Source organism: Kitasatospora sp. NPDC056800, from assembly GCF_042789775.1.
GTDB lineage: Bacteria > Actinomycetota > Actinomycetes > Streptomycetales > Streptomycetaceae > Kitasatospora.
This window is the reverse complement of the sequence record NZ_JBHUAL010000008.1, coordinates 59,111-80,503: the sequence shown is the minus strand read 5'-3', so window position 1 is coordinate 80,503 and position 21,393 is coordinate 59,111. Positions and strand designations below refer to the sequence as shown.

At 74.8% G+C, this 21,393-nt stretch carries 16 protein-coding genes and 4 riboswitches; of the genes, 10 read left to right on the top strand and 6 right to left on the bottom strand.

Features of this window, described 5'->3' with window-relative positions; translation table 11 throughout:
* Positions 1–486: 486 nt before the first annotated feature.
* The 3 genes from ACFRQN_RS03630 to ACFRQN_RS03620 all read right to left on the bottom strand — a co-directional run bounded on the left by ACFRQN_RS03630 (position 487) and on the right by ACFRQN_RS03620 (position 3,428).
* Complete coding sequence (locus ACFRQN_RS03630; protein ID WP_380737954.1) at positions 487–1,632, bottom strand: serine hydrolase domain-containing protein; 1,146 nt, start codon at positions 1,630–1,632, stop codon at positions 487–489.
* Positions 1,633–1,894: 262 nt separating this feature from the next.
* On the bottom strand, positions 1,895–2,056 hold the full coding sequence (locus ACFRQN_RS03625; protein WP_380737952.1) for a hypothetical protein: 162 nt from the start codon (positions 2,054–2,056) through the stop codon (positions 1,895–1,897).
* Positions 2,057–2,375: 319 nt separating this feature from the next.
* Entirely contained in the window at positions 2,376–3,428 is a 1,053-nt protein-coding gene (locus tag ACFRQN_RS03620) for an alcohol dehydrogenase catalytic domain-containing protein (protein WP_380737950.1), read from the bottom strand.
* A gap of 340 nt (positions 3,429–3,768) precedes the next feature.
* Between ACFRQN_RS03620 and ACFRQN_RS03615 the strand changes: the two genes are divergently transcribed.
* Entirely contained in the window at positions 3,769–4,791 is a 1,023-nt protein-coding gene (locus ACFRQN_RS03615; protein ID WP_380737948.1) for a hypothetical protein, read from the top strand.
* 17 nt (positions 4,792–4,808) lie between these two features.
* Here ACFRQN_RS03615 and cobF read toward each other — a convergent pair whose 3' ends face one another.
* Positions 4,809–5,567, bottom strand: a complete 759-nt coding sequence (gene cobF, locus ACFRQN_RS03610; protein WP_380737946.1) for a precorrin-6A synthase (deacetylating) — start codon at positions 5,565–5,567, stop codon at positions 4,809–4,811.
* Between the two features lie 118 nt (positions 5,568–5,685).
* Positions 5,686–5,826: riboswitch (cobalamin riboswitch) on the top strand.
* Positions 5,827–5,923: 97 nt separating this feature from the next.
* On the opposite strand from cobF, the gene ACFRQN_RS03605 reads away from it, so the two are divergent.
* Together ACFRQN_RS03605 and ACFRQN_RS03600 are read left to right on the top strand one after the other, a co-directional pair.
* Positions 5,924–7,015: a prenyltransferase/squalene oxidase repeat-containing protein gene (locus ACFRQN_RS03605; protein ID WP_380737944.1), complete on the top strand. Its 1,092-nt coding sequence runs from the start codon at positions 5,924–5,926 to the stop codon at positions 7,013–7,015.
* Positions 7,016–7,044: 29 nt separating this feature from the next.
* Complete coding sequence (locus tag ACFRQN_RS03600; protein ID WP_380737942.1) at positions 7,045–7,524, top strand: flagellar hook-length control protein FliK; 480 nt, start codon at positions 7,045–7,047, stop codon at positions 7,522–7,524.
* An 82-nt stretch (positions 7,525–7,606) separates the two neighbouring features.
* Here ACFRQN_RS03600 and ACFRQN_RS03595 read toward each other — a convergent pair whose 3' ends face one another.
* Positions 7,607–9,019, bottom strand: a complete 1,413-nt coding sequence (locus ACFRQN_RS03595; RefSeq protein ID WP_380737940.1) for a hypothetical protein — start codon at positions 9,017–9,019, stop codon at positions 7,607–7,609.
* A gap of 132 nt (positions 9,020–9,151) precedes the next feature.
* Positions 9,152–9,228, bottom strand: a riboswitch (cobalamin riboswitch).
* 78 nt (positions 9,229–9,306) lie between these two features.
* Positions 9,307–9,451: riboswitch (cobalamin riboswitch) on the top strand.
* A 107-nt stretch (positions 9,452–9,558) separates the two neighbouring features.
* Here ACFRQN_RS03595 and ACFRQN_RS03590 point away from each other — a divergent pair.
* The 7 genes from ACFRQN_RS03590 to metE all read left to right on the top strand — a co-directional run bounded on the left by ACFRQN_RS03590 (position 9,559) and on the right by metE (position 20,327).
* Positions 9,559–12,324, top strand: a complete 2,766-nt coding sequence (locus ACFRQN_RS03590; RefSeq protein ID WP_380737938.1) for a prenyltransferase/squalene oxidase repeat-containing protein — start codon at positions 9,559–9,561, stop codon at positions 12,322–12,324.
* Positions 12,321–13,427 (top strand): hypothetical protein, encoded by a 1,107-nt coding sequence (locus ACFRQN_RS03585; RefSeq protein WP_380737936.1) that lies wholly within the window; start codon positions 12,321–12,323, stop codon positions 13,425–13,427. Before ACFRQN_RS03590 ends, ACFRQN_RS03585 begins: the two co-directional genes overlap by 4 nt.
* A gap of 4 nt (positions 13,428–13,431) precedes the next feature.
* Positions 13,432–14,670: a CbiQ family ECF transporter T component gene (locus ACFRQN_RS03580; RefSeq protein WP_380737934.1), complete on the top strand. Its 1,239-nt coding sequence runs from the start codon at positions 13,432–13,434 to the stop codon at positions 14,668–14,670.
* Positions 14,667–16,310 carry an ABC transporter ATP-binding protein gene (locus tag ACFRQN_RS03575; RefSeq protein WP_380737932.1) on the top strand — a complete coding sequence of 548 codons (1,644 nt, stop codon included), beginning with the start codon at positions 14,667–14,669 and terminating at the stop codon, positions 16,308–16,310. The genes ACFRQN_RS03580 and ACFRQN_RS03575 overlap by 4 nt, the downstream gene beginning before the upstream one ends.
* Entirely contained in the window at positions 16,307–17,191 is an 885-nt protein-coding gene (locus ACFRQN_RS03570; protein ID WP_380737930.1) for an ECF transporter S component, read from the top strand. The genes ACFRQN_RS03575 and ACFRQN_RS03570 overlap by 4 nt, the downstream gene beginning before the upstream one ends.
* A gap of 18 nt (positions 17,192–17,209) precedes the next feature.
* Complete coding sequence (locus ACFRQN_RS03565; protein WP_380737929.1) at positions 17,210–17,527, top strand: hypothetical protein; 318 nt, start codon at positions 17,210–17,212, stop codon at positions 17,525–17,527.
* Positions 17,528–17,609: 82 nt separating this feature from the next.
* Positions 17,610–17,847: riboswitch (cobalamin riboswitch) on the top strand.
* Positions 17,848–18,011: 164 nt separating this feature from the next.
* Entirely contained in the window at positions 18,012–20,327 is a 2,316-nt protein-coding gene (metE, locus tag ACFRQN_RS03560; protein ID WP_380737927.1) for a 5-methyltetrahydropteroyltriglutamate--homocysteine S-methyltransferase, read from the top strand.
* 84 nt (positions 20,328–20,411) lie between these two features.
* Here metE and metF read toward each other — a convergent pair whose 3' ends face one another.
* Complete coding sequence (metF, locus tag ACFRQN_RS03555) at positions 20,412–21,329, bottom strand: methylenetetrahydrofolate reductase [NAD(P)H] (RefSeq protein WP_380737925.1); 918 nt, start codon at positions 21,327–21,329, stop codon at positions 20,412–20,414.
* Positions 21,330–21,393: the final 64 nt, after the last annotated feature.

Genomic DNA, 21,393 nt, shown 5'->3' with positions numbered 1-21,393 from the left:
TTCGCTCCGGCCGGGCGGGTTCTGATGGGCAGCGTCGGCCGGTGTCCCGCCTCGGGCTCGTTCGAGCCGGACCGCTGCCGCGCCACGGCGGGGGCAAGGGGTTCGCTCCGCAGTTGTCACTGTACGAATCGTGCGCGGATTCCGCCCGGCGGGAGCACCCGCTCGGCTCGTGGGCCGGTCCGGGTTCGGCCCGGCGGATCATGCGCCCCCCGTACGGTCGACGCCCTGGCCGTGGACCCGGGGCTGCCGCCCGGCTCTTCGGCATCGCGGAGGGCACCGCGAAGCTGCCCGGGCGGTCGGACCCCGGCCCGGAGCAGTCGGACCTCGGTCCGGAGCGGGGGACCATCCCGCCCCGGACCGAGGTCCGGAACCGCGCAACCATCGGTGCGTACGCCGGTGTTGCCCGCACGCACCGGCCGGGTCGGCAGGTGGCGGAGCGCGCCTTCCCCGGTGCCGGGCGGCTCCGGCACCGGGGTGTCAGCGGTCTCAGCGGCAGAGGGCCGTTTCGGCGACGACCTCGACGTGCCGCAGGGCGGCCTTGTCGGCCGGGCGGGAGGTCACGGCGATGTTGGCTGCCGTCCGGCCGTCCTCGGTGACGCCGCCGCGGGTCTCGTAGCCGGGGAAGCTGCCGCCGTGGCCCCAGTAACGGCCGCCGCAGGGCAGGGGCCTGCTGACCAGGCCGAGGCCGTAGGCGGCGCCGGGGCCGACGCTCTCGGCGGGGACGGTCTTCTTCATCTCGGCGAGCTGGGCGGGCGGGAGGAGTTCGCCGCGGAGGAGGGCGGAGAAGAAGCGGTTGAGGTCGGAGTTGGTGGAGACCAGCTGGCCGGCGGCCCAGCCGAAGGACGGGTCCGTCTCCGTGACATCGCGCAGGGGAGCGTCGGGGGTGTCACGGTAGTAGCCCTTGGGGTGGGGTTCGCGGATGGTGGTGTCGCCGGGGGCGGGGAAGTAGGTGTGGCGCAGGCCGACGCGCTTGACGACGCGGTTGTCGATCTCGGCGGCGATCGCATGGCCGGTGACGCGTTGGACGATCAGGCCGGCCACGAGGTAGTTGGTGTTGCTGTAGTTGAAGCCGGTGCCGGGGGCGAAGTCGGCCTTGAACCGCAGTGCGTTGTCGAGGAGGTCGCGCGGCTCGTAGTAGTGGAAGGTGGCGTCGCCCCTCAGGTACTCCGGGAGCCCGCTGGTGTGCTGGAGGATCTGACGGACGGTGATGTTCCGCCCGTCGATGCCGTCGCCGCGGACGAGGCCCGGCAGGTAGGTCTCGACGGGCGCGTCGAGGGCGATCTTCCCTTCCGCGACCAGTTGCAGGACGACGACGGCGGTGAAGGCCTTGGTGTTGCTGCCGGCCCGTACCTGGCCGTCGACGGGGACCTTCGCCTTGGTGGCGAGGTCGCCCACGCCGGCGGTGTAGTCGCGGGCGCGGCTGTTTCCCTTCTCGACGTTCGCGAGCGTGCCGACGATGCCGTCGTCCCGTACCAGGGCGTCGAGGCCCTGCTGGACGGTGTCCGGCTTCGGTGCCGCGAACGCCGCGGAGGGGGCCAGCACGCCCGTGGTCAGGGCGCCGACGGCCATCGCGGCCACCAGGGCCTTGCGGTGCCGGGACGGGGGGACGGTCTGCCGTGCCTGATTGCGCATGCGTCAACTCCGGTTGTTCGTCGAGGAGGTCGGCGGGTGTCGCCGTTGCCCCCACCCTCTCCGGAGCGGGCCACCCGGGGCGATGCCGCTGCCCACCCGGTCATGGGTGGGGTTGTCCCCCGGTATCCGCAGGAATGTCGGGTTCACGGCAGTACGGCCACCGCCCGCACGTCCGCCGGCCGGTCGTCGTACCCGAGCACGGTGGGGCCGAGCACGGTACTCGGACTGGCGGACACAAACGCACCCGGGCCCTGAGCGGATGTCACATGACGCGCTTCATCGTGATCACGTGGTGTTTGAAGGGCACGGTGTCGCGACCGTGCGCAGTGCGGACGTCGTCGTCGGCGGCGGCGCCCTCGGCGGCGCCCGTGGTGGCGTTCTCGGCGGCGCGGGGGACCAGCCCGCCGACCGGCATCGCAGGCACCTCGACGGCCTCCAGTCATGGATTCGGGCCGCCGCCCGGAGCGGGGCGGCGGCGCGGTCGAGCCCGGAGGAGCCCAAGGGGCCCTCCTGCTCGATCTCATGACGGAACGTTAGGCGGTGGCCTGGGGTCGGAGTTGGCCCACAGTGCACCGGCGCCGGTCCGGGAGCGCACCGGTCCGGGAGTGCACCGGCGGGTGGAGCCGAGGCCGTGCGTACGGTCGACAGTCGCCGCACGGGCGGGAACCGACCGGTGCCTTTCGCGCGCAGCGGCCCGGTACGGACGCCCCACGGGGCTTCCGTATCGGACCGTTCGGAAGTGCTCAGCCGACCTGGAGGAGGATCTTCCCGCCGACGCCGGCGCGCAGCGAGTGGAGCGCGTCGACGATGCCGTCCAGCGGCAGCTCCTGCACCCAGCCGGTGGTGTCGTAGACCCCGTCGGCCATGGCCGCGATGACCGCGTCGAACTCCTCGGGCCGGTAGCCGACCGCGCCCACGATCTCCGTCTCGGTCATCATCAGGTGCGTGGGCTGGAACTCCATCGGGTGCTCGTGCAGCGCGGTGACCACCAGCCGGCCGCCGGGGACGAGGCCCGCCAGCGCGGCGGTGACCGCCGGACCGGCACCCGCGGCGTCCACCGCGACGTCCACGCCCCTGCCGTCGGTGAGCGAGGCGACGGCAGCCGCGAGGTCCTCGTTCACCGGGTCGACGACCGTTCCGCCCAGGCCCGCGATGATCGCGCGACGGTCCGCGCTCGGCTCGGACACCAGCACCCGCTCCACACCGCGGGCCTTGAGCGCGAACCAGGCGCCGATGCCGATCGGTCCGGCCCCCGCGACGAGCGCCGCACCGCCCGGCTCGACGCCGCTGCGCGCGACGGCGTGCCAGCCCACCGCCATCGGCTCGGCCAGCGCGCCCAGCCGCAGGTCCACGCCGTCCGGCAGCACGTGCAGCTGCGACGCGTCGAACGTGGAGAACTCCGCCAGGCCACCACCCTCCACGTTCGACCCGAGCGACCCCATCAGCCGGCAGGAGAAGGGCAGCCCCCTCCGGCACGCCGCGCACTCGCCGCAGGAGACCGCCAGCGGGAAGACGGCGCCGCGGTCGCCGACCTTCACGTCCGTCACGCCCTCGCCGACCTCGACGACGGTGCCGGAGAACTCGTGGCCGAGGATCTGCGGCAGGGCGGCACCGGTCAGGGGATGCGGGCGGTGCACGTCGAACGGCAGCGACTCGGGATAGAAGTAGAAGTGGAGATCGGAGCCGCAGATGCCGGCGAACGCGTTGCGCAGCTTCACCTGCCCGGGACCGGGACTGGGCTCCGGCACCTCCTCGATGCGGAGGTCTTCCTTGCCGTGGAACCGTGCTGCTCTCATGCTTCGCCTTTCCTGGGACTTTCCATGCCGACCGGGACCGCCGGTCGTCGTGCCCGCGCCGTCGCGAACCGGATCGGGAGCCGGCCGGCCACGGGGTCGGACGGCGGCGGGCGGGAGCGCCGGTCGTCGGATCCCGCCGTTCCCCGCCACGCGGTCGCGCCGTCCGTCCCATCGTCGGGTGCCCGGCACGCCGCGGGCCACCGCCGGACGCGGCGGAATCCGAGGGTCTCGCCCGCCATCCGCGCGCCCGGGACCACGGCGTCCGACCGGGCCCGGCACGCGGCGGCCCGGCCGGAGCCGACGGCGCCGGTAGGGTCACCAGGTACGTGAGGGAGTAAAGATGCACGAGCTCATCGGCCGGATCGGCGCCCTGGACCCACGGGCGGCCGAGGCCCTCAGGGTGGTCTCCTACTTCGACACGCTGATCACCGGGGACGTCGGCCTGGACGGCCTCCTGCGCGGGGCCGCCGCCCTGTCCGGCACCGTCGCCGGTGCCGAACGGCACGGTCGGACCAGTCGGCGCGATCCGGAAGGCCGGCTCCTGGACGGCACCGCCGGCCGGGAGGCACGGACCCCGGTCCGCCCCTGTTCGAGCGGCAGCGTGTGGCTGGAACGGGAGGGCGGCGAGCACCCGAGCGACGCGGTGATCGTCGAGCGCCTCGCCTTCGCGGTCGACCTCCTCGACCTGCGCCGCGACGCGGGCGGCGCCCTGGAGACCGGCCTCGACGCGGCCCGGACGGTCAACGGGCGCATGACCGCCCTGGCCCGGCTGCGCCTGGCCGCGGGCACGCGGATCCGGCTAATCGCGACCGGCGCCGACGAGCGGGTGCCCGGCCCGCCGTCGGCGGTCCTGCCGACCCGCTACGGGATCCTGCGTGCGACTCTCGACACGACGGGAAGGGTGCCGCTCCCGGGCCGGGCCGGCCTGGGCCCGTGGGTGCGGGCCGACCGGGCGCCCGCGTCGTGGGACGGCGCCGTCGTCGCGCTCCGGCTGACCACCGAAGCCACACCCACCGTCGACGCGACGGACCTCGGCGCCATGCTCATGCTCGCCGAGGCCCACGACCCCCACGCCCCGCACGACGACGTCCGGGCGCTGCTGCGCCTCGACGCCCGCTCGGCCACGGTCCTGCGCGTGCTCGTGGAATCGGACAGCGTCCGCGCCGCCGCGGCGGAACTCGGCATGCACCACTCCACCCTGCAGGCCCGGCACGAGGCGCTGACCCGCGACCTCGGCTACGACCCGCGCACGACGACCGGCCGGATGCGCTACATCGCGGCCGCCCTCCTCCAGCGCCTCACCGACCCGGTCCCGGACGCGAAACCGGCCCCGGACCCGAAAGCGGCCCCGGGACCGGGCTGAAGGCCGAAGGGACCGGCTCAGCCCTCGGAGCGCCGCAGCAGGTAGGTGTCCATGATCCAGCCCTTGCGCTCGCGCGCCGAATCGCGCAACTCGCCGATCCGCGGGGCGGCTTCGGCGAGCGGACCGGCGACGAGGATCTCGTCGGGGGTGCCGAGGTACGCGCCGTAGCGGATCTCCAGCCCCTCCGGGTCGATCCCGGTGAAGGCGGCGCGGCCGTCGAGCATCACCACGACGTCGTCCACGCCCTCGGGGAAGCCATCGGCCAGCCGGCGGCCGGTGGTGATCTGCACCGGGCGGCCGACCCGGGTCAGCGTGGTGCGGTGGCGGGCCGCCAGGGCGGAGACGCTGCTGATGCCCGGGACCACCTCGTAGTCGAACTCGGCCGTGCCGCGGGCCAGGACGTCGTCCACCACGGCGATGACGCTGTCGTAGAGGCTCGGGTCACCCCAGACCAGGAACGCGCCCGTCTCGCCCTCGCCGAGGTGCTCGGAGAGCAACTGCTCGACCAGGTCGGCCCGGCGGACGCGCCAGTCGTCCACGGCGGCCGCGTACGCGGGGGTGGTCCGGTCCCGCTCCGCGTCCGGTGCCTCGACCACCCGGTGGCCTGGCCGGCCGTGCTCGGCCAGCATCCGGCGGCGGAGCCGGATCAGGTCCTGCCGGTCCTCGTTCTTGTCGAGGATGAAGAAGACGTCCGTGCGGGCGAGCGCCTTGACCGCCTGCAGGGTGAGGTGGTCGGGGTCGCCCGCGCCGATGCCGATGACGAAGATGTGCCGCATGGGAGGCATTCTGCCGTCCGGGACGCCCTGGTCGCGTCGGCGGCCGGGAGGGGCGCGTCGCGATGTCGGGCGGCGGCCACCGTGATGTCACGTTCGAACCCTTGACCGGATCTTTTCCGTATCGCCATGATGGGCCGTCATGTTGTGACTCCGCCGCTGGGGGAAGTCCGGTTCGAATCCGGCGCTGGCCCGCAACGGTAGGCCGCCGGCTCCCGGTCGGAGGCGAGCCCGAGTACCCGTCGGCGGAGGTGTGTCGTCCCTCCTCCCGTCGTGGTCTGCGGGCCGGAGCCCCGAGGGCCGCCCCGGCTGTCGCCGCCGCCCTCCGGGCCCCTGCGCGCGGGCCCGGAAAGGCCACCATGCCCACGCTCCGCCGCACCCTCGGTCTGCTCGCGATACCCGCCGTGGCGCTCGCCACCGCACTCCCGGCGGCCACCGCCGCCCACGCCGCGCCCGTGAACGCGCCCGCCGCCGCGACCTCGTCCCCGACGGTCCGCCCCGACGCCGCCGCGGGCGGCTGGCTGGCCCGCCAGCTCGTCGACGGCGACCACTTCGAGTCCGTCTTCAACGGGACCGCCTACCCCGACCAGGGCCTCACCATCGACGCCGTACTGGCCTTCGCCGCCTCGCGCGGCTCCGACGAGGCCGCCGCGAAGGCCACCGCCTGGCTGGCGAAGCCCGAGATCATCGGCGGCTACCTCGGCGACGGCACCGCCGAGGCCTACGCGGGCGCGACCGCCAAGCTGCTGCTCGCCGTCGAGGTCCGCGGCGGGGACCCGGCGGCCTTCGGCGGCGTCGACCTGCCGGCCCGCCTGCGGTCGCTGCAGACCGCCGAGGGCCGGTTCTCCGACCGCTCCCAGTGGGGCGACTACAGCAACGCCTTCGGCCAGTCCCTCGCCGTGATCGCCCTGCACCGCACGCCCGGTGGCGCCCCGGCGGCGGCCGTGGACTTCCTGGCGAACAGCCAGTGCGCGGACGGCGGCTTCCCGCTCTCCTTCGGCCAGGCCGCCTGCACCAGCGACGCCGACGCCACCGCGCTCGCCGTCCAGGCCCTCGCCGCCACCGGGCGTGCCGCCAAGGCGAACACGGGCCTGGGCTGGCTCACCGCCCACCAGAACGCCGACGGCGGGTTCGCGGCCGCCGGGGCGACCGCCTCCAACGCCAACAGCACCGGCCTGGCCACCCAGGCGCTGCTCTCCGGCGGACGCCTCGGCCCCGGCCTCAAGGCCTGGGGCCGGCTGGTGAAGCTCCAGCAGGGCTGCTCCGCCGACCCGGCGGTCCGCGGCGCCGTCGCCTACGACGCGACCGGCTTCAACGCGGGCACCGGCGCCCGGGCCACGGCGCAGGCCGTCCTCGGCCTCGCGGGCACTCCGCTGCCCACGCTCTCCGCCTCCGGGGCCGCCCCCGACGCCCCGACCCAGGCCTGCCCGCCGGTCCCGGCCACGCGCTGAACCACGCTGACACCGCGAGGAGTTCACCGATGAGCGACACCCCCACCCCGGTCCGCCCGGCCCGCCGTACGCTCGGGTCGATCGCCGCCGCGGCGGCCCTCACCGCCGGACTGCTCGGCGTCTCCGCCGTCCAGGCCCCGCAGGCGCGGGCGGCCGCCTGCGGCGGCACCACCGGCGTCACCGTCGTGGTCGACTTCACCGCCGTCGGCGGCGGCATCCAGACCGGCTGCGCGCCCGGCGACCCGGCCAGCGGCCTGGCCGCGCTCACCGGCGCCGGATTCTCGTACGCCTTCCACCCGCGCTACCCGGGCTTCGTCTGCACCATCAACGCCCTGCCGACGGCCTGCACCAACCCGACCGGCAGCGCCTACTGGTCGTACTGGCACGCCCAGCACGGCGGCCCCTGGTCGTACAGCAGCCTGGGCGCGGGCAGCTACGACCCGGCCCCCGGCGACGTCGAGGGCTGGTCCTTCGGCGCCGGCGCACAGCCGGGCACCACCGCGCCCTGACAGGCGGAGGGCCACCGGCGCCCCGGCCCCGTCTCCGGAAGGGGCCGGGGCGCCGGTGCCCCCGTCCTGCGTCGTCGTGCGGTCAGCCGCCGTAGCGCAGCGAGACGGTGTCGCCGAGGTGGACGGTCGCGGCCCGGGCGGCCGGGGTGGCGGTGGCGCCGTCCAGGCTGAGCTTCCAGGTGGAGGAGCCGGCGTTGGCCGTGCCGTTGAGCGCGGTGACGGTGCCGCCGCCGGTGGACGGGGTGACGGAGGTGACGCAGCCGCTCGGGGTCGCGGTGGCGGCCGCGTCGAGGACGTCGCCGAGGGTCGCGGTGGTGCCGGTCGGGGTGAGGGTGACGGCGCAGACCCTGAGCGCGCCGGTGCCGTCGTCGACGACCAGCGGGAGCCGGGCGGCGGTGCCGGCGGTGAAGTCGGTGGTGGCGGCCCAGGCGGGCTCGCCCGCGGTGGTCGGGGCGGGCGGGGTGGCGGTGAACCCGGCACCGGCGACGGCGCGCAGGCCGTCGACGGAGGCGTAGGCGGACGGGCTGGTGTCGGTGGGAAGGTACTTGAAGCCGCCGCCGGGCTTGAACTGCTGGGATATCAGGAAGTCGACCGGGGTCTTGCCGGTGCCGCTGGTGAAGTCGGTGCCCTGGGGGTTGATGCCGCAGGCGTTGAGGCCGGACACGGCCCAGCCGTTGGAGTCGGTGTTCACCCCGAACATGGCGTTGAAGGCGCCGGAGGAGGCGAGCTTGCCCTTGAGGAAGTTCTTGGCGGCGACGACCGCGGAATCGGTGTTGGGCACTCCGGCGGTGCAGAGGGAGGCCATGGCGGCACCCGTCATGTCGATGTCGCTGCCCTGGGCGAGTGCCGTCGGGTCGCCCGCGGCCTTGCTGTAGTTCCAGCCGCCGTCGTTGTGCTGGTTGGCGCGCACGGCCGTGACGGAGGCGTCGAGCAGCGGCTGCGGGGCGCGCTGGGCGCCGGCCTGGGTCCTGGCGCCGGCGAGGGCGAGCAGGCCGAAGACGGTGCCGTTGAAGTTGGCGGACGGGCCGTAGTAGCCGGGTTCGGCGGTCTGCCAGTAGGCGGTGAGGTCGGCGAGGAGGTTGCGGCCGGGGCCGACGCGGGCGGGGTCGATGCCGGCCGCGTAGGCGTTGAGGACGGCGCGCTCGTAGTCCGTGGCCACGGGCGAGGTGCCGGGCCAGCCGGGGGCGGCGAGCTGGTTGCGGTAGACGAGGCGGGCGTTCTTGCCGGTGTCCCCGCCGGGGGTCACGTCGGCGGCGGCCGTTCCGGCGGCGGCGAGCGCGCTGAACGCCCACTCGTTGGAGAGTCCGCCGCCGGTGACGTAGCTGCCGTCGGCGGCCTGGAGGGACTTCAGGTACGTGACGCCGGTGCTCTTGGAGGTGGCTATCTGGGCCGGGGTGGCCGTCGCGTGGGCGGGGACGGCGGAGAGCAGCAGGGCTCCGGCTGTCAGGGCGACGGTGGTCGCCGAGGCGGCGCGGGACGGGGTGGGGAGGGGCACGGGACAGGCTCCTTGGGGTGGCGGGCGCCGACCCTGCCCCGGGACTCCCGCGTCCGCTCGGGGCGCGCGACTGCCGGAGCGGTCGCCGCCCGGATCGCGTGGGCCGGCATTCGCCGTGGTGCGTGGCCGGGCGGGCATTCGGGCTCGGGACGGTACGGTCACCGCCCCACACCGCTGCGCGTCAGCCCCGGGTTCGCACCGGGTTCCCCCGCTCGGCCACCGCGGACGCTACCGCACAGGTCCGTCGCCCGACGAGGTGATGTGATCGACCTGACGCCCCGTTGACTCTCCGTCGGTCAGCGTGGTCTGATGAACCGATTTTTTGCCCTCGGCATTCAGGGGAAGCCGGTCCAACTCCGGCGCTGACCCGCAACCGTGGACCCACCTGGGGGTGGGTGAGCCGGAATGCCTGGACCGGGGGTCTGTTCACAGAGCACTTGCGTCGTCGCGGACTACGACGCGGTTTCGACGGCCCCCGTGCCCGCGGGCGACCGTCGGCTGCGCCGTCGCCTCGCGTGTCGACCGACCAGGGAGTCGTCGTGAGGGTCAGCAGCAATCGCACACGTCACAGGAACCGGGACCTCGCCTCGCTGGTGGTCGCCGGCACCGTCGCCGTCGCCGCCTGCGGCACGGTCCTGCTCGGGTACCCGGGTACCGCCTCAGCCGACCCGATCGAGCAGTGCACGGCGACGACGGGCGCGATCGTCGCCGTCGACTTCACCCACTGGGGCGGCGGTGTCGTCCGGGGCTGCGACGCCCACCCCACGACGGGCATGAACCTGCTGCACAACGCCGGCTTCACCACGACCGGCACCGAGCACGACGGACCGGCCTTCATCTGCCGGCTCGGGACCGGGACCTTCAACGGTGGCGCCCAGTACCCGACACCGGCCGAGGAGCCGTGCGTCAACACCCCGCAGGCCACCGCGTACTGGTCGTACTGGATCGCCGAACCCGGCCAACAGGCCTGGTCCTACAGCCGGTTCGGGGCCGGCACGCAGAAGCCCAAGCCCGGCGAGGTCGAGGCCTGGGTCTACGGCGGTACGGACATCGGTGGCACCAGCGGGGCGCCGAACTTCACCCCGGACTCCGTCCGCGCCAGGAACGGCGGCCCCTCGCCCTCCGCCTCCCCTTCGGCAACCCCGACCACGAGCCCGACCGGATCCCCCTCCGCCACGGGCGACCCGGCGGCCGCCGCGGCCTGGCTGGCCGGCCAACTCGTCGGCGGCGACCACATGGAGAACTGGGCCGCCCCGGGGCCCGACTACCCCCGGACCGCCCTCACCGCCATCGCGCTCGCGGCGGCGGGGACGCAGGACCCGGCGCTGCGCAAGGTGGTCGCCTTCCTCGACGCCCACACCGACGCGTTCCTGCACCCCGACGGGCCGGCCGGCGCGCCGGACACCAGGGCCGCCGCGCTGCTGGCCCTCGTCGCCGAGAGCACCGGCCGCGACCCGCGCGCCTTCGGCGGGCGGGACCTGGTCGCCGCGCTCACCGACCACGTCTGCACGGGGGCGGGGGAGAACGGCAGGTGCACCGCCGCCGGGGACTTCCTCGGCGCGTCCTCGCCCTGGGTCCAGTCCCTCGGCGTCATCGCCCTCCAGCGCGCCGGCGTGACGCCGCCCGCCCCGGCCCTCGCCCGGTTCGCGGCCTTCCAGTGCGCCGACGGCGGCATGGCCGGTTCGATGATCGTCGCGGGTGACCACTGCGAGTCCGACCCGTCCGCCACCGCGATCGCCGCCCTCGCCCTGCGGACCGCCCCCGGCTACGAAGCGGCCGCCAGGAAGGCCGCCGACCAGCTCGCGGCGAGCCAGCAGTCCGACGGCTCCCTCCTCCCGTACCCCGGCGCCCCCGGCGACACCACCAGCACCGCGATCGCCGCCCAGGTCTTCCGGGCCACCGGCCAGGACGCCCACCGGGCCGCCGCCACCGCCTGGCTCGCCGCCCGGCAGGGCAAGGACGGCGGCTTCGGCCCCGACGAGTCGACCACCGACCCGGACGCCGTCGCCACCGAGCAGGCCCTCCTGGCCCTCACCGGCACCGACCTCACCACCGTCCGGCACAACCCGGACGGCCCCACCACCACGCCGACCCCGCCCGCGGGGAGGAAACCCGACGCGGCCAGGGGGAGCGCCTACCTCACCGACCCGTCCCGCCTGATCGACGGCCACTACTACGAGGGCTTCCCGGCCTTCGCCGACTTCGGCCTGACCATCGACGGGGCCTACGCCCTCGCCGCGACCGGCACCGACGACGCCGCGCTTCGCCGGATCGTCGACTTCCTCGACCAGCAGGGCAAGGACGCGAGCGAGCGCACAGTCAACGACTGGACCGCGATCGGCACCGAGTACGCCGGCGGCGGGTCCATCGGCAAGGAGGCGCTGCTCGCCGAGGCCGTCGGCCGCAACCCGCGGGACTTCGGCGGCCACGACCTGATCGCCGCCCTCGCCGCGCTGGTGTGCGCCAAGGCCGAAGCGAACACCGGCTGCGCCGCCCCGGGCAACTACGCCTACGCCACCTCCGTCTTCTCCCAGGCGCTCGCCGTCATGGCCCAGCTCCGGGCCGGGGAGTCCACCAGCGTCGCCCCCGCGATCGCCTACCTGAAGGGCCTCCAGCACCCGGACGGCTCCTGGCCGAGCCTGATCCCCGCCACTGGCGACTCCGACGTGGACAGCACGGCGATGGCCGTCATGGCCCTCGCCCTCGTCCCCGGGGACGAGGCCGCCCAGGCGGTCGACCAGGGGCTCGGCTGGCTCGCCGCGCGGCAGCTGCCCGACGGCGGCTTCCCCGGCGCGTCCGGCGACTCCACCAACTCGGCCGCGCTGGCCGTCCAGGGCATGACGCTGCGCCAGGCCGCCTACGGTGGACAGATCGCCAAGGCGCTCGACTTCCTCGCCGGGCAGCAGAACGGCGACGGCGGGTTCAACGTTGCGGCCGCCGGGCAGCGGGGGTCGGACGTCCGCGCGTCCACCCAGGTGCTGGGCGGTGCCACCGGCATCTCCTTCGGGACGCTGTCCCGCGACCTCGCGGGCACGCCGACGCCTACTCCCACCGGGACGCCGACCGCGACACCGACGGGGACACCCACGACGACCGCGGCGGCCCCGGCCACCGACACCCCGTCGTCCGGCGGTGTCGCCGAGGCCGGGGGCGTACCGGTGCGGACCGGTTCAGGGGGCCTGGCCAGTACCGGAAGCCAGGCACTGGCACTGACGGCGGGAGCCGGCGCGCTGACCGCGCTCGGCGCCGGGGCCGTCCTCGTCGCCCGTCGCCGCACCGCGGCCGCCCCGGGGCGTCACCGGTGAGCCGGGGGCTCGGCACGCGCCTCGCCCGGCTGTCCGGGGCGGCGTCGCTGACCTTCGCGCTCGCCTTCGGCGGCGTCGCCGCGGGCACCACCCCGGCCGCCGCGACCCCGTTGCCGATCGAGCAGTGCACCACCACCTCCGGTGCCGTACTCGCCGTGGACTTCGGCAAGTGGGGCGGCCCGCTGCTGCGCTCCTGCGGGACCACGCCCACCACCGGGTTCACCCTGCTCAACCAGGGCGGCTGGAAGACCACCGGCACCGGGCACGACGGACCGGCCTTCATCTGCCGGATCGGCTACAGCGGCTTCCAGGGCGGCAAGCAGTACCCGACGCCGGACCAGGAGAAGTGCGTCCTGACGCCCCCGGCCACCGCGTACTGGTCGTACTGGCACGCCGATCCGGGCCAGAACGAGTGGTCCTACAGCCAGCTCGGCGCGATGCTCTACCAGCCGAAGCCCGGCAGCGTCGACCTGTGGATCTTCGGCGGCACCAACGTCGAGGGCACCGAAGGGCGTCCGACGATCTCGCCGGACAGCGTCCGGGCCCACAACCCCAGCCCGGGCGGGCAGCCGGCCGACCCCGGCCAGGGCACGACGGGCGGCTCCGGCGGAGCGGCGGGCGGTTCCGGTACGACAGGCGGATCCGGTACGACGGGCGGTTCCGGTACGACGGGCGGCAGCGGCTCCGGCTCAACCGGCGGCACTGGTTCAACCGGCGGCCGGGCCCCGGCCCCCGCCGCGCCTCAGCCCGGCGGAGCCCGTCCGCCCGCGTCCGCCGCGACCCCGGGGACGGACCCCGCCATCCCCGAGGACGGCAGCACCCCGTCGGGCGCGCCCGACCCCACGCCGGTGCCGGCCGAGCCGTCCACCGCCCCGCCGACGGACACCCCGAGCGACCAGTCGACACCGCAGACGGCCGCGGCCGAGGCCGGGCCGACGTCCGCGGCAGCCGTGCCCGGCGGGGTGGTGGACGCCAACCCGGTGGCCGACGCCCCGCACGACTCCGGCTCGATGGTCCCCACCGTGCTCGGCTCGGTCCTCGTCGTGGCGCTGGGCGTGGCCACGGTGGTGGCCGCCCGGCGCCGCCGCCGACGGGCCGAGTGATCCGGTGGGCACGCTCGACAAGCGCGAGTCCGGCTCCCCGCAGCGCGCCCCCGGGCGGGTCGCGGGGGGCCGGCGCGTCCCGCGCAACCTCCACCCGCTGGCCTGGTGGGCCTGGGCGCTGGCCCTGGCGACGGCGGCCAGCCGCACCACCAACCCGCTGCTGCTCCTGCTCGTCCTCGCCGTGCTCGGCTTCGTGGTCACCGCCCGCCGCAGCGAGGCGCCGTGGGCGCGCGGGTTCACCTACTACCTGTGGCTGGCCCTGACGGTGGTGGCGATCCGGGTGGTCTTCCGGTGCGTCTTCGCCACCGGTGTCACCCCGCACGACCACCTGCTCTTCTCCCTGCCGCACATCCCGACCCCCGCCTGGTACGCGGGCATCGAGATCGGCGGCCCGGTCTCGCTGGAGGCCACGCTCTCGGCGGCCTTCGACGGGCTGCGGCTGGCCTGTCTGATCTGCTGCATCGGCGCCGCGAACACCCTGGCGAACCCCAAGCGGGCGCTGCGGGTGCTGCCGGGGGCCCTGTACGAGCTGGGCGTCGCGGTGACGGTGTCGCTCAGCGTCGCGCCCCAGCTGGTGCAGAGCGTCCAACGCGTCGCCCGGGCACGGCGGTTGCGTGCCGGGCGGCGCAAGGGCGTCCGCGCCCTGCGCAGCATCGTGGTGCCGGTCCTGGAGGACGCGCTGGAGCGTTCGCTCAGCCTCGCGGCCGCGATGGACTCGCGCGGCTACGGGCGTTCCGGCACCGCCTCGCGCCGCTCCCGCCGGCTGACCGGCGCGCTGATGCTGCTCGGCATGTGCGGCCTGTGCGCCGGGGTGTACGGGCTGCTGGACGGGACGGCCCCGGCCGCGCTCGGCCTGCCCGCCTTCCTCGCGGGCGCCGTGCTCTGCGTGGCGGGCCTGCTGCTCGGCGGGCGGCGGGTGCGGCGCACCACCTACCGGCCGGACCGCTGGCGGGCCGCCGAGTGGGGCGTGGCCGGCTGCGGGGTGACCGCCGCCGTGCTGCTGTTCGCCACCGTCGGCTACGACGCCACCGACCTCAACCCCTCGCTGTACCCGCTGACCTGGCCGACTCTGCCGCTCGTCCCGGTGCTCGCCCTGCTGCTGGCGGGGGCGGCCGGGATCGTCTCGCCGCCGCCCGGCCGGACGCCCGGACCCGCCGCCGGGCCGGGGCCGCGCCCGGCCGAACGTCCCGACGCCACCCCCACCGACCGCACCGACCGCACGACCTCCGAGGTGAGCACGTGATCCGATTCGACCGGGTCGGCGTGGTGTACGACGGCGAGAGCACGCCCGTCCTGCGCGACGTCGACCTGCACATCCCGGAGGGCGAGCTCTGCCTGGTGGTCGGCCGCACCGGTGTCGGCAAGTCGACCCTGCTCGGCGCCGTCAACGGCCTGGTGCCGCACTTCACCGGCGGCACCCTGCGCGGCCGGGTCACCGTGGACGGCCGCGACACCGCCCACCACCCGCCGCGCGAACTCGCCGACGTGGTCGGCGTGGTCGGGCAGGACCCGCTGGCCGGCTTCACCACCGACACGGTGGAGGAGGAACTGGCGTACGTCATGGAGCAGTTGGCGATCCCGCCGGAGACCATGCGCAAGCGCGTCGAGGAGACCCTGGACCTGCTCGGCCTGGCCGACCTGCGCCACCGGGCCCTCTACGAGCTCTCCGGCGGCCAGCAGCAGCGCGTCGCCATCGGCTCGGTGCTCACCGCGCACCCGCGCGTCCTGGTGCTGGACGAGCCGACCTCCGCGCTCGACCCGACCGCCGCCGAGGAGGTGCTGGCCGCGATCACCCGGCTGGTCCACGACCTCGGCGTGACCGTCCTGTTGGCCGAGCACCGCCTGGAGCGGGTCGTCCAGTACGCCGACCGGGTCGCCTACCTGCCCGGCGACGGGACGGTCGTGCACGGCCCCCCGGCCGAGGTCTTCCGGGACACCGCGATCGCGCCGCCCGTCGTCGACCTCGGCCGACTGGCCGGCTGGCGGCCGCTGCCGCTGTCCGTCCGGGACGCCCGCCGGGCCGCCGCGCCGCTGCGGGAGCGGCTCACGGACCTGCCGGTTCCCCCGCCGCGCCGGGCAGCGGTGGCGGGGGAGCCGGTGCTGGAGGCGACGGGGGTCGTCGTCCGGTACGGGCCGGTGGCCGCCGTCCGGGACGTCCGGCTGGAGCTGTGGGCGGGCGAGGTCACGGCGCTGATGGGCCGCAACGGCTCCGGCAAGTCCTCGCTCCTGTGGGCGCTCCAGGGCTCCGGGCCCCGCCAGGGCGGCAGCGTGAAGGTCACCGGCGCCGGGGGCGGCCCGGCCGCGGACCCCAAGCGGCTGCCCGCGGCCCGGGCCCGGCAGCTGGTCGGGCTCGTCCCGCAGACCCCCACCGACCTGCTGTACCTGGAGACGGTCGCCCAGGAACTCGCCCAGAGCGACCTCGAAGCCGACGGCGCCGGCGGGCCGACCGCACGGCAGGTCCTCGACCGCCTGGCCCCCGGGATCCCGGACGGCACCCACCCCCGGGACCTCTCCGAGGGGCAGAAGCTGGCCCTCGTCCTGGCGATCCAACTCGCCGCCGCACCACGGGTCGTGCTGCTGGACGAACCCACCCGGGGGCTCGACTACCAGGCGAAGGAGGCGCTCACCGGCATCGTGGACGCCCTCGCCGCCGAAGGCCGTACGGTCGTCGTCTCCACCCACGACGTCGAGTTCGTCGCCTCCGCCGCCGACCGCGTCGTGGTGATGGCCGAGGGCGAGATCGTCGCCGACGGGCCCACCGCCGAGGTCATCGTCGCCTCGCCCACCTTCGCCCCGCAGACCGCCAAGATCCTCGCCCCGCTCGGCTATCTGACGGTACGTCAGGTCGCGGCGGCCGTGGAAGCGGTGGAGGCCGCCCGGTGACCGCCGTCCGGATCCCCGGCCGGGCCCGTGTCGTCGTCGCCCTGGCCGCCTTCATCGGGCTGGTGGCCTTCACCTGGCCGTTCGTCGTCGCGCCCGGGCGGTTCGGCTCCAACTACGCGCCGCCGCTGATCTTCGGCGCCCTGCTGGTCCTGGTGCTCGCCGTCGTCATCGCGGAGATCTCCGCGGGCGGCATCGACGCCAAGGCCCTCGCCATGCTCGGCGTCCTGTCCGCCGTCAACGCCGGACTCCGCCCGCTCGGCGCCGGGACCGCGGGAGTGGAGACGGTCTTCTTCATCCTGGTGCTGGCCGGCCGGGTCTTCGGCCCCGGCTTCGGCTTCACCCTCGGCTGCACCTCGCTGTTCGCCTCCGCGCTGCTCACCGGCGGCGTCGGCCCCTGGATGCCGTACCAGATGTTCGGCTGCGCCTTCGTCGGCATGCTCGCCGGGCTGCTGCCGGGGGCCGGGCGGCGCTGGGAGGTGCCGCTGCTGGCCGGGTACGGGGCGTTCTCCGGCTACCTCTTCGGCTTCCTGCTGAACCTCTCCTTCTGGCCGTTCTCCACCGACCCGAACAGCTCGATCGCCTACCTGCCGGGCCTGCCCTTCACCGAGCAGTGGCACCGCTACCTGCTGTTCGACCTGGCCACCTCGCTCGGCTGGGACACCGGCCGCGCCGTCACCACCTTCACCGCCGTGCTCGTCGTCGGGCCGGCCGTCCTCACCGTCTTCCGCCGCGCGGCCCGCCGCGCCAACTTCGAGCCCACGGTGCGCTTCGAGGCCCCGCCCGGCCCGCACGCCCCATCCGGCCAGGACGCCATGCCCGGCCCGGACACCACGGTGGGGCCGCCGACCGCCGCGCGGCCCGCCGGCCCGGCGCACCCCTGAACCGAAAGGCCGACCATCGTGCCCAAGCCCGCGAAGCACCGGACGATGACGCTGGACGGGGTCGACGTCGTCGTCCTGACCCCGGAACAGCACGCCGCACTGGAATCCGCCCGCCGCCAGCTGGGCGGAGCGCAGGCGCAGGTCGCCAGGATGAGGTCAGACCTCCAGCGGGGACGGCAGCTGCTGGTCGAAGCCGAACGGATACTGGCGGGCATCCCGGCCGACCAGCTCGCGCGACTGGACGGCCGACTGGGTCCGGGACGCGGCCTGACCGGACTGCTCGCGGACATCCGCGCCGCCCTGCCGCGCACGCCGGACACCCCGACGCGGACCTGACCACCGGCCCCGCGAGCCGTGGTGGCGTTCCACCATGCGGACGGGTTCCGAGATTCCCGCGCCAGGCCCGGCGCTTTGCCCCTAAGCTGACGGTGCAGCTGGTTCGCCCTGTCCGCCAGGCAGGGCGTCGCAAGAGGGAATCCGGTGACGCCTTTCGACTGGCCAGTCCGGGACTGCCCCGCAGCGGTGAGTGGGAACGACCGCCGTCATACGCACTGGACCCGGGACGGGTCTGGGAAGCGACGGCCAGTAGGTGTCCGCCCTTCACGGGACGGACGCGCCCGCGAGTCCGAAGACCTGCCACTGCCCGCCCGCGGACGACCCGCGCGCGGCTATCCGGTGACCTCGTGGGCGGGTCGGCGACCATACCAGGCGGACCAGGCCCGTACGTTCCCGTGACGGCCGCCGCCGGGTACGTCATCCCTTCGCGCCCTCGTGCCGTCTCCGGGTACCTGAGGAGAACAGACTCGCGAAGGAGAGTCCCTTGACCACGAAGTCCGCAGCCGCGGCGAGCGTTGCCACCGCGTACGGCTACCCCCGCCAGGGCCGGGGCCGGGAGCTCAAGAAGGCCATCGAGGGCTACTGGAAGGGCTCGGTCACCGCCGAGGTGCTGCTGGCCACCGCCGCCGACCTGCGCCGGGGGAACTGGCAGCAGCTCGCCGACTCCGGCGTCGAAGAGGTCCCGACCGGTGACTTCTCGCTCTACGACCACGTGCTGGACACCACCGTCGCCGTCGGCGCGATCCCGCCCCGGCACCGGGACGCGGTCGAAGCCGACCCGCTGGACGGGTACTTCGCCATGGCGCGCGGCAACCAGGACGTCGCCCCGCTGGAGATGACCAAGTGGTTCGACACCAACTACCACTACCTGGTGCCGGAGTTGGGCCCGGACACGGTGTTCACGGCGAACCCGGCCAAGGCGGTGGGCGAACTGCGCGAGGCGCTGCTGCTCGGCCACGCGGCCCGGCCGGTGCTGGTCGGGCCGGTCACCTACCTGCTGCTCGCCAAGCCGGCGCCCGGGGTGGCCGCCGACTTCCAGCCGATCACCCTGCTGGACCGGCTGCTGCCCGTCTACGCGGAGCTGCTGGCCGGGTTGCGCGCCGCCGGCGCCGCGTGGGTGCAACTGGACGAGCCCGCATTGGTCCAGGACCGCACCCCGGCCGAGCTCAACGCCGCCGCCCGCGCCTACCGCGAGCTGGGCGCCCTCACCGACCGGCCCAAGCTGCTGGTCGCCAGCTACTTCGACCGGCTCGGCGACGCCCTGCCGGTCCTGGCGAAGGCCCCGATCGAGGGTCTGGCACTGGACTTCACCGGCCCGGCCGCGGCCAACCTGGAGGACCTCGCCGCCGCCGGCGGCCTGCCCGGCAAGCGACTGGTGGCGGGGGTGATCGACGGGCGCAACATCTGGATCAACGACCTGGAGAAGTCCCTCACGACCCTGGCGACCCTGCTGGGCCTCGCCGACACCGTCGACGTCGCGCCGTCCTGCTCCCTGTTGCACGTGCCGATCGACGCCACCCTCGAACGCGACATCGACCCGCAGATCGCCCGCTGGCTGGCCTTCGCCAAGCAGAAGGCCACCGAGGCGGCGCTGCTCGCCCGCGGCCTGCGCGAGGGCACCGGCGCGATCGCCGCCGACCTCGCGGCCAACCGGGCCGACCTGGCCTCCCGCGCGGGCTCGCCGATCACCCGCGACCCGGCGGTGCGTGCCCGGATCGCCGCCGTCACCGACGCGGACGCCCGCCGCGCCCAGGCCTACCCGCAGCGGGCCGAGGCCCAGCGCGCCCGGCTCGGCCTGCCGCTGCTGCCGACCACCACCATCGGCTCCTTCCCACAGACCACCGAACTGCGCGTCGCCCGGGCCGACCTGACGGCCGGTCGGATCGACGGCGCCACGTACCAGGAGCGGATGGAGGCCGAGGTCCGCGAGGTCATCGCGTACCAGGAGAAGGCCGGCCTGGACGTCCTGGTGCACGGCGAGCCCGAGCGCAACGACATGGTCCAGTACTTCGCCGAGCAGCTCACCGGCTACCTGGCCACCCGGCACGGCTGGGTGCAGTCCTACGGCACCCGGTACGTGCGCCCGCCGGTCCTCGCCGGGGACATCTCCCGGCCGCGCCCGATGACCGTCGACTGGTTCCGCTACGCGCAGGGCCTGACCGACCGTCCGGTGAAGGGCATGCTCACCGGCCCGGTCACCATGCTCGCCTGGTCCTTCGTCCGCGACGACCAGCCGCTCGCCGACACCGCCCGCCAGGTCGCCCTCGCCCTGCGCGACGAGGTCGTCGACCTCGAGGCCGGGGGCGCCGCCGTCGTCCAGGTCGACGAGCCGGCCCTGCGCGAGACCCTCCCGCTGCGGGCCGCCGCCCGCCCGGCGTACCTGGACTGGGCCACCGAGGCCTTCCGCCTGGCCACCTCCGGCGTCCGCGCCGACACCCAGATCCACACCCACATGTGCTACGCCGAGTTCGGCGCCATCATGACGGCGATCGACGACCTCGACGCCGACGTCATCTCCCTGGAGGCCACCCGCTCCCACATGGAGGTGGCGGGCGAGCTGGCCGAGGCGGGCTACCCGCGCGAGGTCGGCCCCGGCGTCTGGGACATCCACTCCCCGCGCGTCCCCAGCACCGAGGAGGCCGTCTCCCTGCTGCGCGCGGGCCTGGCCGCGATCCCGGCGGAGCGGCTCTGGGCCAACCCCGACTGCGGGCTGAAGACCCGCGGCTGGCCGGAGACCCGGGCCTCGCTGGAGAGCCTGGTCGGCGCCGCCCGCCTGCTGCGCGAGGAGCTCGCCGGCTGACCCAACCGGGCGGGGACTCCTCCGCCGGTTCGGTACGCCCGCCACGGCATGCGGGCCGCGTCGCGGCGCGGCCCGCATGCCCGTTCAGCCGGACCGGGGCAGTCCGAGGTTCTGGTAGATCTCGGTGGTGACCGTGGAGAAGTTCATGGTCATGAAATGCAGCCCGGGCACGCCTTCGGAAAGCAGCCGCCGGCACATGGCGGTGGCGTGTTCGATGCCGATGGAGCGCACGGCGGCGGGATCGTTTTGGTGTTCCAGCATGCGGTCGGAGAGGGCTGTGGGAATGGCAGCGGTGCTCAGGGTCGGAATTCGGCTTAGTGACCGGATGCTGGTCACCGGCATGATCTCCGGAATCACCGGAATATCGCATCCGGACTTCTGGAGGCGATCCCGGAAACGGAGGTAGCTGTCCACCTCGAAGAACATCTGGGTGATCGCGTAGTCGGCTCCGGAACGGCACTTCGTGACAAAGTGCCGGATTTCGGAGTCCCAGTCCGGTGACCGCGGGTGCATTTCCGGGAAAGCCGCCACCCCGACGCAGAAGTCGCCCGAGTCCTTGATGAGGTGAACCAGGTCGGCGGCGTACTCGACCCCGCCCGGATGCCGGACCCAGGCGCCCAGCGGGTCGCCCGGAGGGTCGCCGCGCAGGGCCAGGATGTTCCGTACTCCCTGGTCGGCGTAGTGCCCGAGGATGTTCCTGAGCTCGCCGACGCTGTGGCCGACGGCGGTCAGATGGGCGGCCGGGGTGAGGGTCGTCTCCTGGGCGATGCGGCCGGTGACGTTCACCGTCCGCTCCCGGGTCGAGCCGCCCGCACCGTAGGTCACCGAGACGAAGGTGGGGGAGAGCGCCTCCAGTCGGCGGATCGCGTTCCACAGGCCGGCTTCCGCCTCGGCGTTCCGCGGTGGCATGAACTCGAACGAATAGGAGTGCTTTCCGGTGGCCAGGAGGTCGCGGACGGTAGCCGCCCGGTCGGTGCGTGTGGAGGGTTTCCCGAGTGTCATGACAGGACGGTATACGCCCGGTCGGAATGGCGTGGTGGAAAGTCCACAGTGTGATACGCGGGTT